The sequence below is a fragment of the Hyphomicrobium nitrativorans NL23 genome (genome assembly GCF_000503895.1).
Lineage (GTDB): Bacteria > Pseudomonadota > Alphaproteobacteria > Rhizobiales > Hyphomicrobiaceae > Hyphomicrobium_C > Hyphomicrobium_C nitrativorans.
In genome coordinates this window covers 3,638,613-3,653,837 of sequence record NC_022997.1, presented here as the reverse complement: position 1 = coordinate 3,653,837, position 15,225 = coordinate 3,638,613, and the positions used below count along the sequence as shown (strand labels likewise).

The window sequence follows — 15,225 nt, the reverse complement described above, 5'->3', positions numbered from 1 at the left end:
CCCCCATCCTAACCTCCCCCACAAGGGGGGAGGGACTCCAGGAAACGGGGACCGCCGCGAATGACAGCCTTCCTCGCCCAGAACCTCGCGCCGATCATGTTCGCGGCGCTCGTCTTCTTTCTCTTGCTCGGTTATCCGGTCGCGTTCTCGCTCGGTGCGGTAGGCCTGTTTTTCTTCGTCGTCGGCGTCGAGCTTGCGCCTTTTTCGGGCGGCGCGATCACGCTGTCGTGGAATCTCCTGCAGTCGATGCCGGCCCGCGTGTTCGACGTGATGCGCAACGAGACGCTGCTCGCGATTCCCTTTTTTACGTTCATGGGGCTGATCCTCGAACGGTCCGGCATGGCCGAGGATCTGCTCGAAACGGTGGGCCAGCTTTTCGGCGAGATCCGCGGCGGCCTTGCACTTGCGGTGGTGTTCGTCGGCGCGCTGCTGGCAGCGACCACAGGCATCGTCGCGGCCAGCGTGATCGCGATGGGGCTCATCTCGCTGCCCATCATGCTGCGCTACGGCTACGACAGGCGCCTCGCGACCGGCGTCATTGCCGCGTCAGGCACGCTCGCGCAGATCATTCCGCCCTCGCTGGTGCTCATCGTGCTGGCGGATCAGCTCGGCCGCTCCGTGGGCGACATGTACAAGGCGGCTATCGTGCCGGGCCTGACGCTGGCCGCGCTCTATGCCTTCTATGTGATGATGATGGCGCTCATTTTCCCGGCGTCCGCGCCGGGGTTGCCGTCGGAGGACGTGGGGCACCGAGAGCCGGATGGCTCGCGCGGGCTCTTGTCGCTTGGCGTGTTGACACTGCTGTCGGCGGCGTTCGCCGCGTGGGTGCTGTCTGGGTCCCATTACGAAGGGATCGACTACGCGATCCTGTCGATGACGTGGGCGGTCGCCTTCGCGCTTGCCGTAGCGCTTTTGAACCGTGCCCTTCTCACGTTCACCGGCCGCTCGTTCCTTTCGGGGATCGCCGAGCGCGTCACGTTCGTGATGGTGCCACCGCTGCTGCTTATCTTCCTCGTGCTCGGAACCATCCTGATCGGCATCGCCACGCCGACGGAAGGCGGCGCCATGGGCGCCGTCGGTGCGCTCGCTCTCGCCGCGATCAAGCGAATGAGCGACGGCGACGTGCGCCGCTTCAACTTCGACATCGTGCGCCAAGCGACGGAATCGACCGCGAAGCTCGCCGCCTTCGTCATGTTCATTCTCCTCGGCGCGCGGATCTTCACGCTGACGTTCTACGGCGTCAACGGGCACGTCTGGGTGGAACACCTGCTGACATCCACGCCCGGCGGCATGTACGGCTTTCTGATCGTCATCAACATCGCCATCTTCCTGCTCGCCTTTTTCCTGGACTTCTTCGAGCTGTGCTTCATTCTCGTTCCGCTGCTCGTGCCCGCCGCAGAAGCGATTTTTACCTCCGCGCCCGAGGCCGTGGCTCTTGCCAAGAGTTTCGGCATGGAGGTCGTCACCGTCACGGATGCCTCCGGCGTTCCGCGCGAGGCCGTGGCGGACGTGACGCCCTTCATCATCTGGTTCGGCGTGCTTCTGGCCGTCAACATGCAGACGGCCTTCATGCATCCGCCGTTCGGGTTCGCGCTTTACTATTTGCGCTCCGTCGCGCCGCGCCAGAGCTACCGCGATAGGGTAACCGGGCGCGTGATGCCGCCCGTTACGACGGGCGAGATTTACTGGGGCGCGATTCCGTTCCTGTGCATCCAGCTTGTTATGGTTGCGCTTTTGATGCTGCTCCCCTCGATGGCGATCGAGAAGGCGCAGCCGCGGGAAGTGCCGCCCGTCGTCGAGAGAACGCATATGCCACCGAGCGGAGAGGGCGAGCGGGGCTTCGCATTGCCGCCGTCGCCGCCTTCGATCGAGGGGGCACACGATGTCCCGCTGAGCGGGCCCGGCGCGCCGACGCTCGACATGCGGGACTTGCCGAGCTTTTCCGCGCCGGAGCGGGCGGCGCCGCGTGCTGCACCGCCGTGATCGGCGCCGCACGAGAGACGAGCGAAAGATACGCCGCAACACGGATCGGCGTGTCCATCGCGCGCTAAATGAAAGTGGTTCTGAAAAAGCGAATCTCTGCGCTTTATGGGAAGCTTTGCAAGCCATGGGGCCGTTGCGCCACAGTGGCATCATCGGTTACACGTCGTCACAATTTCAGACTGGTGATGCTGTTCACTCTGTTGCTAAGTGAGAAGCGTGATCGGGCTCGGCGCGAGGCGCCATTTCGCACGGCGACGTGGGACAGCGATCAGCTCGCTCGATCATCTTCAGCTCAGCGTACTGCGTCTCACAAGATCAGCGCGTGATCCGAAAGTCATTCATGCGGAAGACAAGAAGGCTCGCGTCCTCGACGCTCAAGACCGAGAACATCGACACCCTCGGAGCTGCCGTTGAAGTCCGCCGTCATCCTGGCGCGCGCCGTTTGACGCTTCGCGTCAGCCGCACGCGGCGCACGGTCATCGTGACGCTGCCGATGCAGTGCGACATCGACGAAGCGGGCACGTTCATCACCCGCAACATCGAGTGGGTGCGCGAACGGCTCGACAGTTTGCCGTCGCCGGTTCCGTTTCGCGATGGCGTTTTCATCCCGCTCAGGGGCGAAGCGCATCGTGTCGTCTTCGCAGGCCCCGGCAAGCGGGGCGTTGTCTCGCGCCGCGTCGCTGAAGATTTCCCCGAACTCTGCATTGCGGGGCACGAGGAACATGCGCCGCGCCGCCTGAAGGACTGGCTCGCGCGCGAAGCCCACCGCGATCTCGAAGACCGCGTCGCCTTTCATGCCAAACGGCTCAACGTCGCTCCGAAGCGCATTGCCGTGCGCGATCAGACGAGCCGCTGGGGATCGTGCTCGACGACGGGCGTGCTCTCCTTCTCCTGGCGGCTAATCCTGGCGCCGCCCGAGATCCTGGACTACGTGGCCGCCCACGAGGTTGCGCATCTGAAGGAGATGAACCACGGGCCGCGCTTCTGGGCGCTCGTCGCCAAAACCATGCCGGCCCTGGAGGACGCCAAGCGCTGGCTGCAGATCTACGGCATGGATCTGCACCGCTACGGCATGCTCGCCGAGGAATAGAGCGGCTGCGCTTGCGCGTCCTGCGTCAGGGAACGGGGATGTCGAAGTGCAGCACGGCTTCACGCGTGCCGAGCTTCGAGTAGAGCGCGATGGCCGCATCGTCTCCGTGGTCCGCCTGGACGAACACCACGTATCCGCCGCGCTCGGCCGCGATCGCTCTCAAGTGGCCGATTAGGTCTGTCGCGATGCCCTGTCTGCGGTTCGTCTCTGCGACTGCGAGGTCGTAGATGTAGAACTCGCTCCGCTCCTGCTCGAACTTGCGTAGCTCATAAGCCGCGAGCCCGCCGACGACGTGTCCGGCCGCCACCTTCACAAGCGCCACGAAACCCGGATCGCCGAGAAGACGGCGCTGATACGCTGCGGAGGGCCGGGCGCGCCCGTACGTATCGCGTTCGCCGAACGCCTCGCCGAACAGTTCCAGAAGGCCGTCCATCAGGCTGAGATCGTCAAGCCCGAGTCTTTGGATCGCCATGCCAACCTCCGCGCTTCTCGCGCCCTGCGCGGCGCTGTCGCCGCGCGTGATGCACGAGGATTGTGTCGTTCAGCGGCCGGCGGGAGGTGAGAAGACGGGCGGTGCGACGACGATCCGTCCGTCCGGCATGACGGTTGTGGTGCCGGAGGGAGAGACGGAGATGGCCCGCGTATCCGAAGGCGCGTCCAGCATCTGTGCGATGAAGTCGTCGTCGATCTGGCCGGCCGGGTGGCGTGGTGTCCCGGCGGTGGCCGGCGGGGCCGGGCGCGCGGCATCGTGCGGCAAGGGCAGCGGACCGCGATCCGCATGAGCCGCCCGCATGACCTCGTGCCAGATCTCGGCGGGCAGCGTGCCGCCGCCAACCCGCTCCATGCGCTTGCCGTCGTCGTTGCCGACCCAGACGCCCGCCGTCAGATGCGCCGTGTAGCCGACGAACCACGCGTCGCGGTAATCCTGCGACGTGCCCGTCTTGCCCGCGACGATGTGCCCGGGGAGCGCGGCGCGCCGGCCCGTGCCGCGCTCCACCACGGCGCGCAACATGTCGTTCATCGCCGCGACGGAGGCCAGCGGGATCGCGGGATCGGAGCGCGCATCGAAGCGCTGAAAAAGCACCCGGCCTTCGGCTGTCCTCACGCGGCGGATCACGTAGGGCTCGTTGACGTAGCCCCCGTTCGCGAACGCTGCGTACGCGCCCGTAAGATCCAGCAGCGACACTTCCGACGTTCCGAGCGCAAGCGACGCGTCGCGTCTGAGTTCCGATTTCATGCCGAGCCGGCGCGCGGTGGCTGCAACCTTGGTCGCTCCGGCGTCGAGGAGCAGGCGCACAGCCACGCTGTTGATCGACTGCGCGAGTGCGTCCCGCAGCGTCACCGGCCCGATAAAGCGGCCGTTTTCATTGCGCGGAGTCCAGCGCCCGGCGGTGATGGGTGCGTCCTCCATCATGCTGTCGGGAGCGAGGCCACGCTCCAGCGCCGTGAGATAGACCACGGGTTTGAACGCCGAGCCCGGCTGGCGGTGGGCCCGCACGGCGCGATTGAACTGGCTGTCTGCATAGGAGCGCCCGCCGACCAGCGCGCGGATGCCCCCGTCGGGTGCGAGCACCACCACCGCTCCCTGGCCCGCCGAGAGCGCCGCACCTCGCGAGGTCAGCGCCGCTTCGACGACTTGGCTGGTCTTGCGCTGTAATTCTCCGTCGAGCGTCGTCTCGATCACGATCTCTTTGGTGTCGGCCCCATCGAATTCGGCCGCGACGTCTAGGACGTAGTCCACGGCATAGGCCATGTCCGCCTGGTTCGGAGCCCGCATCAGAGGAGAGAAATGGATCTCGCTGGAGACGGCCTGTTCGGCGTCCGCGTGGGTGATGAAGCCTGCCGCCGCCATCCGCCCGATCACGACGTGCCCGCGCGCAATGGCCTGCGTGGGGCTCGCGCTCGGCGCATAGCGCGACGGGGCCTTGAGAAGCCCCGCGATAACGGCGCTCTGGCCGAGTGTGAGGTCGCGCGCGGATTTCCCGAAATAGCGCTGGGCCGCCGCCTCGATGCCGTGCGCGCCGCCGCCGAAGTAGACGCGGTTGAGATAGAGTTCGAGGATGTCGCGCTTCGAAAGGCGCAGCTCGATCCAGAGCGCGAGCACCAGTTCCTCGGCCTTGCGCGCGAGCGTGCGGTCGGACGTGAGAAACAGGTTCTTCACGAGCTGCTGCGTGATCGTGGAGCCGCCCTCGACAAGACGGCCCGCCCTCAGGTTCACGAGTGCGGCGCGCGCCATGCCGATGGGATCGACGCCGAAATGGCTGAAGAAGCGTTGGTCCTCGATGGCCACGACGGCGTTGGCGGCCATGGGCGCGAGCATGTCGAGGGGGATATAGGCCCGCGAAACGCCTCTCTCGGCAATCACGCTCCCGTCTGCGTCCACGATGCGGATCGTGGGACCCGTTCCTTTGGGCCGCATCGAAAGCGGATCGGGATAGATCATCGTGTAGACGATGAAGAGCCCGCCCACCGCGACGGCGGCTGCGGACGCGAACACGAGCGGCACCAGGAAAAACAGGCGGATCAGAAGCGGGAGGCGAGAGCGTTTCTTTGCGGGTTCCGGTTCATGCTCGGATTCGTACCCGTACTCGTATTCGTACCCGTCGGGCGGCACCCACGGCGTGTCGTCATGGTAAGTCGGCAGTTCCGGTTCGTACCGGCCCCGCTCGTCTCGACCATCGAAGCCGCCGTTGAACCTCCCGTTGAAGCCCATGCTCCCCAGCCCCGCGTGCGGATTGGCACGGTGATATGCGGCCGGGCGAACGCGCGCGCGGCCGCGTGCATCATGCGGGCACGTCAACTAACGCTGCGTTAACCGATCGGGGCTCAGCGGCGGCTCGTGAATGGCGCAGCGAGGAGGGCCAGGAAGATGCGCGCGCCGATGGTGAAGAACATGAACAGCAACTGGCGCTCTTCGAGCAGGAGTTCGACCCAGATGTTGTATTTAGGTTCGAGGCCGGTGCGTGTGATGAGGCTTTTGAGATCGCGTGCCCATCCGAGCATCATCGAAAGCGTTTCGGGCCAGTTGTAGCCCACCGCGGCCAGCGCGAACGCGCCGAGGATCAGCGACAGGAAGATCGTCCCGGTGCTCAGCAACAGACGCAAAAGCATGTGATCCCCCACCTGCGCCCCCGAACGTGCCGGAAGCACGCTCGAGATCGAGCGTAGGGCCCGCCGAGGTGCGGCACAAGCGCCCGCGTGAGGTGCCTGATTGTTGAGCATTCGGCGCGCGCGAGGCGAGTTATCCACATGCTGTGAAATCCCGGCGCTCAAGTTGCGAAAAACACTGTGGATTCCCCACGGTGGCCATAGTGGAAAAGCCGCGACTCAGCGAAGGGTGAAGGGGAGCCGCCCGTATTGCGGCGAGGTGTTGCGTAGACCAACAGCTCAAGACCCAGGAACGCAATGCTATCGCCTCGCCATGCCCTCCCTCTCGCCGCCGCGCTGCTGCTTCTCGGCGGCTGCTGCAAGGATACGCTGCGCGAGATGACGTCGCTCAAGGATATGGCCCCGCGTGCGCCGCACGCGCAGAAAAGCGCAACGCCCAAGGTCAGCAAGGCAAGCGCCAAGGCGGACACCGCGACTCAAGCCGCTGAGGTCGAAGTCGAGGATAAGAGCGAATCTGCCATCGAAACCGGCTCCGTCCAGAAGCCGGATTCCTGTCAGGGTGCCCACGTCGCCTATCAGGCCACCCGCGAGTACCTTAAGAATTTCGGGCCGAGGCCGGCGGATCGGCCGGGCGAGAAGGGCCCCTGCATGCCGGACGCGCAGTGAGTGCTGGCGGCCATTGAGAATTAGCCCGCCTCGCGGATTTCGCGCGCGGCAACGGCGGCCAGCAGCGCACGCCAGATCTCGACCATCGCCAGCGAATCCCGCTTGCAATACGTGAGCAGGTCCTTGCGCGCCTCCTCCGCTTCGTCGCCTTCGAGATCGCCGGTGACGATGCGGTTCCACGTCTCGCTCGCCGTCGCGCCTTCCTGGATCGCGAGCCCTTGATAGGAAAGCTGCGGAACGAGCGCCGGAAGCACCCACTTGATCGAGGTGCGGCCGCGAAACTTCGGGTGAATGACCATCTGCCCGGTGAAGACGTCCATCAGGTCCACGATGCGCTCGTTCACCGAGTTCAGAAATTCGCGCTCATCCGGCAGCCGCTCCGCAAGTTTCGCGTTGATGCCCCGCTCGAACGGACGATTCCACACCACGATGCTGCCTTCCGCCGGAATCGCATCCTTGAGTGCGCCGATGAAGTACTCGTCTGGGCAGGCGCGGCCGGTGAACAGGAAATCGCGGTGCACCGCCTCGCCGCCGGGGTGCGAGACCACATGCTGCGAAAACTGGAACGGCACGTGGTCGTACGGGCGGAACCTCGCGAAACGCGGCAACGCGCACGGATAGGTCTCGTAGTCGAGAAACGAGATCGGGTATCGCAGCCGGTTGAGGAATTCGCCGAGCGGCGCCACCTCCAGAAAGGCGCGCCCCTGTCGCGCCGCACGCACCTGGTTGGCTTGGTTCACGGTCAGCTCGAAGTCGTCGGGGATGTCGGCGATGTCGAGAATATCTGCGTCGACGAGCGCCCGCAGGCGGCGCGGAGAGGCGCCGATCCGCGTGAGATCGTGCACACTGTATTCGGGCACGTGCCCGTTGATGAAGGAAAAGCTCGTGCAGTGGCTGCTGCGTCCTTTGTAGACGCACGCGCACGGCGCAGGCGGCATGGTATCGAGCGACAATACGTCGTGGGCCGCGTCCATTTCTGCCGCGACCGTCTCCAAAAGCGGCGTCACGCGGTCCGTGAAGTCCTCGCGGGTGAACAGGCGTTGGAGATCGAGCGTGCCATCGGACACGTAGGAGCTATCCAGCCGCACGAGATGAAAGCGTCCGAGCGGCACGCCGCATTCGGTGAGCACGTTCGCCTGAAAGGCGAGGTCGTGGGCGTAGAGGTCGTCCTTCGCTTTACGGTCGTCGCCGCTGGTCGAGGCCTTGACCTCGTAAAGATCGTAGACGCCGCGGTCTTCGCTCCACACCAGCACGTCGCACGCCGTCGTGTAGCGGTCCGTCTCGAACACCGGCTGATAGAGCACACCGTAGCGTTCAGCGACGAGTTGCGCCGTGCCGTCGGCATCTCCGCGCCGGATCAGCACGCCGTCGGGAAAAATATCGCGCGCGCGCGCATCGACATCGTTGCCCGTATCCATGACCGCCTGCTCGAAGACCGACGGAGGGCGGGCGTGGTAAACTTCGGGGCGGTGAATCTTGACCCACGCATTGTGAGCGCAATCGCGGTAGACGAGATAGTTCGTCTTGCTGAGTTTCCGGCTGGTTCGCATGGTTCTGCTCGGCCGCGAAGGCAGCCGCCCCCTCTCCTCCTTGGCCGCACCCCTTGAAAACCGACGCAACCACGCCGAACGTACAGAACGTGGCAAAGTCCGCCAAACCCAGAATGAGGTTTGCCCAGTGCTAATCCGCCAAGCGGATGATATCCGCCCGTACGAAATCACGCCAAAAAGCCTGTATTTGGGCCGCAGGGAGCTGATGACCGGCGGCATCGCAGCCGCGGCACTGGCCATGGCGCCCGGTGATCCGGCGTGGGCTACGGCGCTCGAAGCCCGAAAAGGCCCGTTTTCGACCGACGAGCCGCAAACGCGCCGCGCCGACGTGCTGTCTTACAACAATTTCTATGAATTCGGCTCCGGCAAGGACGATCCCGCCGCGAACGCGGCCTCCCTCACGACGGCGCCGTGGTCGGTCGAGATCGGCGGTCTCGTCGCCAAACCCGCGACGTATGCTCTGGAAGATCTTCTGAAGCCCGCGACGCTCGAAGAGCGCATCTACCGGCTCCGCTGCGTCGAGGGTTGGTCGATGGTGATCCCGTGGATCGGCTTCCCGCTCGCCGATCTCATCTCGCGCGTCGAGCCGCTGGGCAGCGCGAAGTACGTCACGTTCGAAACGCTCGTGCGGCCGGATGAGATGCCCGGCCAGCGCGGCCTTTTCCAGCCGCTCGATTGGCCCTATCGCGAGGGCCTGAGGCTCGACGAAGCGAAGCACCCGCTCACGATCCTCGCGGTCGGCATGTACGGCGAAACGCTGCCCAATCAGAACGGCGCGCCGCTGAGGCTCGTCGTACCGTGGAAGTACGGCTTCAAGAGCATCAAGTCGATCGTGCGCATCGCTTTCGTGGAGGCGCAGCCGAAGACCACTTGGGAAGAGATGGCGTCGCACGAGTATGGCTTCTATTCGAACGTCAACCCGGAGGTGGATCACCCGCGCTGGAGTCAGGCGACGGAGCGGCGCATCGGCGAAGGCAGCGGCTTGCTCGCGAAGCGCCGCCCGACGCTGATGTTCAATGGCTACGGCGACGAGGTCGCCGGGCTTTATGCGGGCATGGATCTCCGTGCCAACTACTGAGCCGCATGGAAATTCCCCTCCCCCCTGTGGGGAGGGGTTAGGGGTGGGGGGACGCCCGACAGCAGACGATCTGCAATCCCCCCCTCCCAACCTCCCCCACAGGGGGGGAGGAGCACGTCTGTCCTGGCTCGGCCCCGGAAGCTGGGCGCTCTACGCGCTGGGGCTCTCGCCCGGCGTTTGGACATTCTATCTCGGCCTCAACGATCAACTCGGCGCCGATCCGCTGAAAGTGCTGGAGCGCACACTCGGCCTTTGGGCGCTGCGCTTTCTCGTGATCGGGCTCGCCGTCACGCCGCTGCGTAAGATCGGCGGGCCGAACCTCATCCGCTATCGTCGCACATTCGGCCTGCTCGCGTTCTTCTACGCGTTGTTCCATGTCGTCGTGTACGTCGTGCTCGACCAGGGCCTCGACGTGAGCGCCATCGTGGCCGACATCGTCAAGCGGCCGTACATCACCATCGGCATGGTGGCTTTTCTCATCCTCGTGCCGCTCGCCGTCACGTCCAACGCGACGATGATCCGCCGCCTCGGCGGACACGCATGGCAGCGCCTTCACCGCTGGGTGTATCTCGCGGCGGCCGCAGGCGCGCTCCATTTCATCATGCTGCTTAAGACGGTGACGTTCGAAGCCGCGTTTTATGCCGCGGCGGTCGCGCTCCTGCTCGCGTTCCGCCTTGTAGGCCGCAGGCCCTTCAACCCACTTCGCCGATGATGAAGTGCTGGATGTTGGCGACACGGGCCGGATCTTCGCCGACCGCCCAATCGCGCACGGACACGCCCGCCTGATGCACGGTGTCGGGATCGCCAGAGACGAGCGGATGCCACCACGCGAGCCCTCGCCCTTCCGCAACGCGCCGGTACGCGCAGCTCTCCGGCAGCCACGCGATGGCCTCGACGTTCTCGGGTCCAAGCGTGATGCAGTCGGACATCACGTTGTGTCGGTTCGTGTAGTCTTTGCAGCGGCAGCGGCCCACGTCGAGCAGGCGGCAGGCGAGACGCGTCAGAAAGACGTCGCCCGTATCCTCATCCTCGATCTTGAGAAGGCAGCACTGCCCGCATCCGTCGCACAGCGATTCCCACTCGCGTTGCGAGAGTTCGTCGATCCGCTTGGTTTCCCAGAACGGCGGCGGTGTCGGATCGGACGCCGCCGAGCCCGCGTCCGCCGCGACCGCAGCCCCGATCAATCGCTCGATCGCCGGGCTCTTCGCGGTGCGACGCGGCTTAGACTTCGCTCTGAGGCGTGACGGGCGTTTGCTCAACGTATGGGCTCATTCTTTGGCATATCGGGTTCGATAGCATGCCATATCGCCCAGATCCTCTGCGGCGTAAACACCGCGCGCAACCGCACGCGCTACGCAATCGGCGGCAATCGAGCCGATGCGCATGAGCTGCATCAGCCGTTCGAGCGGGTCGCCGGGGAGCGCCGCCGTCCCCGTCGCGAGCGTAAAGATCGTGTCGCCATCCACGTGCGAGTGGATCGGGCGGACGGCGCGGGCTAGCCCGTCCTGCGCCATGATCGCGATGCGGCGCGCCTCCGCCTTCGTCAGCGCGGCATTGGTCGCGACGACGCCGATCGTCGTGTTGCCGCCCGGCGCGAGCGGTGAAACGTCGAGCCGTGTGCCCTTCAGCGGATCCCCCGCCGAAGCTGACGGCAAGTCGCCCGGCCATCCGCGTCCGCCGAACTCGCCGTCGAGTTCGAACGGTGCGGCCCAGAAGTGCCCTGTTCCCGGCAGGACGGCCGATCCGAACGGATTGACGGCGATGAGCGCGCCGACCTGGAACGCGCCGTCGATGACGCTGGCCGAGCCGAGCCCGCCCTTGATGTTGCCCGCCATCGCGCCGGTGCCGGCCCCCACGTTGCCGAGCGCGAAGTCGCGGCTCACGGCTTCGCAGGCAAAACGGCCCCACTCGCGGTAAGGCGGCGTCTCGCCCCATTCCTTGTCGCCGCCGTTCGGCAAGTCGAACAGCACCGCGCCGGGCACCACGGGCGAAACGGTCGGCGTCTCGCCAAGCGCGAACCCGCGACCGCGCGCCCCGAGCCACGCGACGACGCCCGACATCGCTTCGAGCCCATAGACCGAGCCGCCGGACAGCACGATGCCGTCCACCGCTTCGACGAGGCAGGTGGGGTCGAGCGCGTCCGTCTCCCGCGTGCCCGGCGCACCACCTCGCACGTCGACGCCCGCGACCGTGCGCCGATCCGGCAGCACGACTGTCACGCCGCTGCGGACATCGAGCGATTGCGCGTTCCCGACGGCAATGCCGTCGACATCGGTGATGAGATTGCGCGGTCCTGGCCGAAGCGACATGGCGTTGTCTCCGATTTTTGCCCGGAGGAGACGGTCTCACGCAGTCGATGAAGAAAACCCGAACGCCCTCGGCCCGTTAACCGTTACGCGTCTTGGCGAAGCCAAGCTTCGCTTGGGTGCGACCCGGCGCGAGCGTCCCCGCTTGGCCCGCAGGGCCCGGGAGCAAGGCGACCCGCGGCAAGTGCCGCGGCCCTCCACAGAGCACCACGCGTTTTGAACGAAGCTTCTCGCAGCTTGCGTACGAGCGCGAAACGCGCCTCTCGGGCGCGTGAGCCACCCCTTCACTTGGCCCGCAGGGCCCGGGAGCAAGCCGATCCGCGGCAAGTGCCGCGGCCATCCACACAGCACCACGCGTTTTGAACGAAGCTTCTCCCAGCTTGCGTACGAGCGCGAAACGCGCCCCTCGGGCGCGTGAGCCTAATAGAGTGGTGCCTCTGGCCCGACTCGAACGGGCACGTTGTTGCCAACAGCAGATTTTGAGTCTGCCGCGTCTACCGGTTCCGCCACAGAGGCAATGTGCGCGTGAGCGCTAGGATGCTGAACGGAGCGTTGTCTTATAAAGCGCGCTCGCCCTGTGTCTACAGCCTCGGTAGCCCCCGAAGGGTGCTGCAGACTCGCAGGCCCTCTCCCTACCCTAAGTAGCGTCCCGCCCGCAACGGCGTTCGCGCGAGCAGCCAAACCATTTGCGTTATCAGGCGTTTGTCAGGTTGAGGCGGCTAAGCAGTCCGCAGTCGAGGCACACGCATGGAGTAAGGTCGATGATGACGATGAACACCACCGACACCGCCACCCCGCAGGCGGACGACCGCACAACCGTCGAGCGGCGCAGCCGGGAGGGCCGCGACGAACTCGTCGTCAGGCTCGATTGGGGCACGCTTGTCGTCGCTGCGGCTACGTTCGCGCTCGGCGTTCTGGTTGGCTTCGCACTTGACTAGGTCGTAGAGCGCCGTTGCACGCTACCGCCAGGAGTACGTCACGCGGCCTGTGCCGTGAACGTGCTCGGCGATGTTTACGACATCCCCGATATGGGGATCGGTCGCCTTTGAGGCCGTCACATGCACATGACGGCCGTCGTGCAGCAGCACATCCACCGCAATGCCGTGCTCGGTCGCGACAGACGATCCGCCGACGAGGGGCCCCACGGCTTCGACGACGCCCGCAACGCGGTGCGTTTCGATAGAGGCGTCGAGGCCGGAGATCCAAAGCCCACCGGCCACGAAAGAGGCAGCCGCGATGCCGAGAGCCGCCTTCTTGAGGCGGGCGATCCTGAGCTGACGGTCGAACTTGAGGCGTATTTCTTCGCGCATGACGGGTTCCCCGGGGACGGCGCCGCAAAGACTGCGGCGTCGAAACGGGAAAGTACTTAGGCAGCGCGGGCTTCCGTATCAACCAGGCGCACGATGTCGGCCATGATATCGTTCAACTGGAAATCCTTCGGCGTATAGACGGCGGCCACGCCGAAGCCCTTGAGCTTCACCTCGTCCTCGGGCGGGATGATGCCGCCGACGACCACGGGGATGTCCGAAAGGCCTTCCTTGCGCATCCTGTCCATGAGTTCCGAGACGAGCGGAACGTGCGATCCCGAGAGGATCGAGAGCCCCACGACGTGGACGCTTTCGTCCAGCGCGGCGCGGACGATCTGGGTCGGCGTCAGGCGGATGCCCTCATAGACGACCTCCATGCCGACGTCGCGGGCGCGAACCGCAATCTGCTCGGCGCCGTTCGAATGGCCGTCGAGGCCCGGCTTGCCGACCAGGAACTTGATGCGCCGTCCGAGACGCTCGGAGGCGGCATCGACAGCCGCACGCACGTCGTCGAGTTCCCCGCTCGCGCGTTCCGGTGCGGCCTGGGCCACGCCTGTGGGTGCGCGGTACTCGCCGAACACGCGCCTGAGCGTCGTGCCCCATTCGCCGGTCGTGACGCCGGCCTTGGCGCACGCGATCGAATATTCCATCACGTTACGGCCTTCCTTGGCCGCGGACTCAAGCTCTGCGAGCGTCTTCTCGACGAGCTTCGCATCGCGCTGCTCGCGCCAGGCCTTGAGGCGGCCGACCTGCTCGGCCTCGACGGCCGGATCGACGACCATGATCGCGCCTTCGCCCGCCGTGAGCGGAGACGGCTCCGTCTCGGTCCACTTGTTCACGCCCACGACGATCAGTTCGCCCGTCTCGATATTGCGCACGCGCGAAGAATTGCTCTCGACGAGACGGCGCTTCATGTAATCGATGGCGGCGATGGCGCCGCCCATGCGCTCGATAGTGGCAAGCTCGGCCTTGGCCTGCTCCTTGAGTTCTTCGACCTTGCGCGTGATCTCGGCCGAGCCGTCGAAGATGTCGCCGTATTCGAGCAGATCCGTTTCGTAAGCCACGATCTGCTGCATCCGGAGCGACCACTGCTGATCCCACGGCCGCGGCAGGCCGAGCGCTTCGTTCCAGGCCGGAAGCTGCACCGCGCGGGCGCGCGCCTTCTTGGAAAGCGTCACCGCCATCATTTCGAGCAGGATGCGGTAGACGTTGTTCTCGGGCTGCGGCTCGGTGAGGCCCAGGCTGTTCACCTGCACGCCGTAGCGGAACATGCGGTGCTTGGGATCCGTCACGCCGTAGCGGTTGACGGTGATCTCTTCCCACAGCTCGTTGAACGCACGCATCTTGCAGATTTCGGTGATGAATCGCATGCCCGCGTTGACGAAGAACGAGACGCGGCCCACGACGCGGCCGAAATCCTCGTCCGGCACTTCGCCCGAAGCCTTCACCTTGTCGAGCACGGCGAGCGCGGTCGCGAGCGCGTAGGAGAGTTCCTGCACCGGCGTCGCGCCCGCTTCCTGCAGGTGATAGGAGCACACGTTCGTCGGGTTCCACTTGGGAACCTCTTTGTACGAAAAGACGATCGTGTCCTGGATCAGCTTGAGCGAGGGCTCCGGCGGGAACACGTAGGTCCCGCGCGACAGATACTCCTTGATGATGTCGTTCTGGATCGTGCCGGTCAGCTTGGTGCGGGAAGCTCCCGTCTTGTCGGCCACCGCGATATAGAGCGAAAGCAGCCAGGCCGCCGTCGCGTTGATCGTCATCGAGGTGTTCATCTGATCGAGCGGGATCCCGTCGAGCAGGTTCATCATGTCGCCGAGATGCGAAACCGGCACGCCGACCTTGCCGACCTCGCCGCGGGCAAGCTCATGATCGGAATCGTAGCCCGTCTGCGTCGGCAGGTCGAAGGCGATGGAAAGGCCCGTCTGGCCCTTGGCCAGGTTCTTCCGGTAGAGCTCGTTCGATTTCGCAGCCGTCGAATGGCCGGCGTACGTGCGAAACAGCCAAGGCTTGTCCCGCTCGGGGCTTTTGCCTGCTGTGGTGCTGTTCGCCTTCTTGTCCGACATGCCGCGCGACCCTCGTAATTTCACGGAATTCCCATAGCGTACCGGCCGCCGGGCGCAAGGCAAAAGTCTAA

At 65.5% G+C, this 15,225-nt stretch carries 14 protein-coding genes and 1 tRNA gene; 6 read left to right on the top strand and 9 right to left on the bottom strand.

Translation table 11 applies throughout. The annotated features are described in order from the left end of the window. The first annotated feature begins 60 nt into the window (after positions 1–60). Positions 61–1,983: a TRAP transporter large permease gene (locus tag W911_RS16995; RefSeq protein ID WP_023788783.1), complete on the top strand. Its 1,923-nt coding sequence runs from the start codon at positions 61–63 to the stop codon at positions 1,981–1,983. Positions 1,984–2,323: 340 nt separating this feature from the next. After that, positions 2,324–3,073, top strand: coding sequence for a M48 family metallopeptidase (locus tag W911_RS16990; protein ID WP_023788782.1), 750 nt, complete (start codon positions 2,324–2,326; stop codon positions 3,071–3,073). A 25-nt stretch (positions 3,074–3,098) separates the two neighbouring features. Here the strand turns inward: W911_RS16990 and W911_RS16985 are convergent, their stop codons facing one another. The 3 genes from W911_RS16985 to W911_RS16975 form a co-directional block, all read right to left on the bottom strand. Beyond that, complete coding sequence (locus tag W911_RS16985; protein ID WP_023788781.1) at positions 3,099–3,545, bottom strand: AAC(3)-I family aminoglycoside N-acetyltransferase; 447 nt, start codon at positions 3,543–3,545, stop codon at positions 3,099–3,101. A gap of 69 nt (positions 3,546–3,614) precedes the next feature. After that, positions 3,615–5,786 carry a transglycosylase domain-containing protein gene (locus tag W911_RS16980; RefSeq protein ID WP_023788780.1) on the bottom strand — a complete coding sequence of 724 codons (2,172 nt, stop codon included), beginning with the start codon at positions 5,784–5,786 and terminating at the stop codon, positions 3,615–3,617. A gap of 113 nt (positions 5,787–5,899) precedes the next feature. Then, entirely contained in the window at positions 5,900–6,184 is a 285-nt protein-coding gene (locus tag W911_RS16975; RefSeq protein ID WP_023788779.1) for a hypothetical protein, read from the bottom strand. A gap of 294 nt (positions 6,185–6,478) precedes the next feature. Between W911_RS16975 and W911_RS16970 the strand changes: the two genes are divergently transcribed. Then, positions 6,479–6,847 carry a hypothetical protein gene (locus W911_RS16970; RefSeq protein ID WP_023788778.1) on the top strand — a complete coding sequence of 123 codons (369 nt, stop codon included), beginning with the start codon at positions 6,479–6,481 and terminating at the stop codon, positions 6,845–6,847. A gap of 20 nt (positions 6,848–6,867) precedes the next feature. Here W911_RS16970 and W911_RS16965 read toward each other — a convergent pair whose 3' ends face one another. Then, on the bottom strand, positions 6,868–8,397 hold the full coding sequence (locus tag W911_RS16965) for a DUF2779 domain-containing protein (protein ID WP_023788777.1): 1,530 nt from the start codon (positions 8,395–8,397) through the stop codon (positions 6,868–6,870). 127 nt (positions 8,398–8,524) lie between these two features. On the opposite strand from W911_RS16965, the gene msrP reads away from it, so the two are divergent. Together msrP and msrQ are read left to right on the top strand one after the other, a co-directional pair. Next, positions 8,525–9,475: a protein-methionine-sulfoxide reductase catalytic subunit MsrP gene (gene msrP, locus W911_RS16960; RefSeq protein WP_051388902.1), complete on the top strand. Its 951-nt coding sequence runs from the start codon at positions 8,525–8,527 to the stop codon at positions 9,473–9,475. A 43-nt stretch (positions 9,476–9,518) separates the two neighbouring features. After that, on the top strand, positions 9,519–10,187 hold the full coding sequence (gene msrQ, locus W911_RS16955) for a protein-methionine-sulfoxide reductase heme-binding subunit MsrQ (protein WP_023788775.1): 669 nt from the start codon (positions 9,519–9,521) through the stop codon (positions 10,185–10,187). Here the strand turns inward: msrQ and W911_RS16950 are convergent. The 3 genes from W911_RS16950 to W911_RS16940 all read right to left on the bottom strand — a co-directional run bounded on the left by W911_RS16950 (position 10,168) and on the right by W911_RS16940 (position 12,297). After that, positions 10,168–10,656, bottom strand: coding sequence for a YcgN family cysteine cluster protein (locus W911_RS16950; protein ID WP_051388900.1), 489 nt, complete (start codon positions 10,654–10,656; stop codon positions 10,168–10,170). The genes msrQ and W911_RS16950 overlap by 20 nt on opposite strands. Positions 10,657–10,743: 87 nt before the next feature. Further along, positions 10,744–11,784: a P1 family peptidase gene (locus W911_RS16945; protein ID WP_023788773.1), complete on the bottom strand. Its 1,041-nt coding sequence runs from the start codon at positions 11,782–11,784 to the stop codon at positions 10,744–10,746. Between the two features lie 426 nt (positions 11,785–12,210). After that, a tRNA-Leu gene (locus W911_RS16940) sits at positions 12,211–12,297 on the bottom strand. 245 nt (positions 12,298–12,542) lie between these two features. On the opposite strand from W911_RS16940, the gene W911_RS18410 reads away from it, so the two are divergent. Continuing rightward, on the top strand, positions 12,543–12,719 hold the full coding sequence (locus tag W911_RS18410; protein ID WP_023788772.1) for a hypothetical protein: 177 nt from the start codon (positions 12,543–12,545) through the stop codon (positions 12,717–12,719). Between the two features lie 21 nt (positions 12,720–12,740). Here the strand turns inward: W911_RS18410 and W911_RS16935 are convergent, their stop codons facing one another. Beyond that, a complete protein-coding gene (locus W911_RS16935) occupies positions 12,741–13,091 on the bottom strand; it encodes a hypothetical protein (RefSeq protein ID WP_023788771.1) in 351 nt (116 codons plus the stop codon). A gap of 56 nt (positions 13,092–13,147) precedes the next feature. Continuing rightward, positions 13,148–15,154, bottom strand: a complete 2,007-nt coding sequence (locus tag W911_RS16930) for a protein meaA (protein ID WP_023788770.1) — start codon at positions 15,152–15,154, stop codon at positions 13,148–13,150. Positions 15,155–15,225 lie beyond the last annotated feature (71 nt).

Coding starts and splice junctions, on each gene's coding strand:
- W911_RS16995 (WP_023788783.1), top strand. CDS start 61: ATGACAGCCTTCCTCGCCCAGAACCTCGCGCCGATCATGTTCGCGGCG.
- W911_RS16990 (WP_023788782.1), top strand. CDS start 2,324: ATGCGGAAGACAAGAAGGCTCGCGTCCTCGACGCTCAAGACCGAGAAC.
- W911_RS16985 (WP_023788781.1), bottom strand. CDS start 3,545: ATGGCGATCCAAAGACTCGGGCTTGACGATCTCAGCCTGATGGACGGC.
- W911_RS16980 (WP_023788780.1), bottom strand. CDS start 5,786: ATGGGCTTCAACGGGAGGTTCAACGGCGGCTTCGATGGTCGAGACGAG.
- W911_RS16975 (WP_023788779.1), bottom strand. CDS start 6,184: ATGCTTTTGCGTCTGTTGCTGAGCACCGGGACGATCTTCCTGTCGCTG.
- W911_RS16970 (WP_023788778.1), top strand. CDS start 6,479: ATGCTATCGCCTCGCCATGCCCTCCCTCTCGCCGCCGCGCTGCTGCTT.
- W911_RS16965 (WP_023788777.1), bottom strand. CDS start 8,397: ATGCGAACCAGCCGGAAACTCAGCAAGACGAACTATCTCGTCTACCGC.
- W911_RS16945 (WP_023788773.1), bottom strand. CDS start 11,784: ATGTCGCTTCGGCCAGGACCGCGCAATCTCATCACCGATGTCGACGGC.
- W911_RS18410 (WP_023788772.1), top strand. CDS start 12,543: ATGATGACGATGAACACCACCGACACCGCCACCCCGCAGGCGGACGAC.
- W911_RS16935 (WP_023788771.1), bottom strand. CDS start 13,091: ATGCGCGAAGAAATACGCCTCAAGTTCGACCGTCAGCTCAGGATCGCC.
- W911_RS16930 (WP_023788770.1), bottom strand. CDS start 15,154: ATGTCGGACAAGAAGGCGAACAGCACCACAGCAGGCAAAAGCCCCGAG.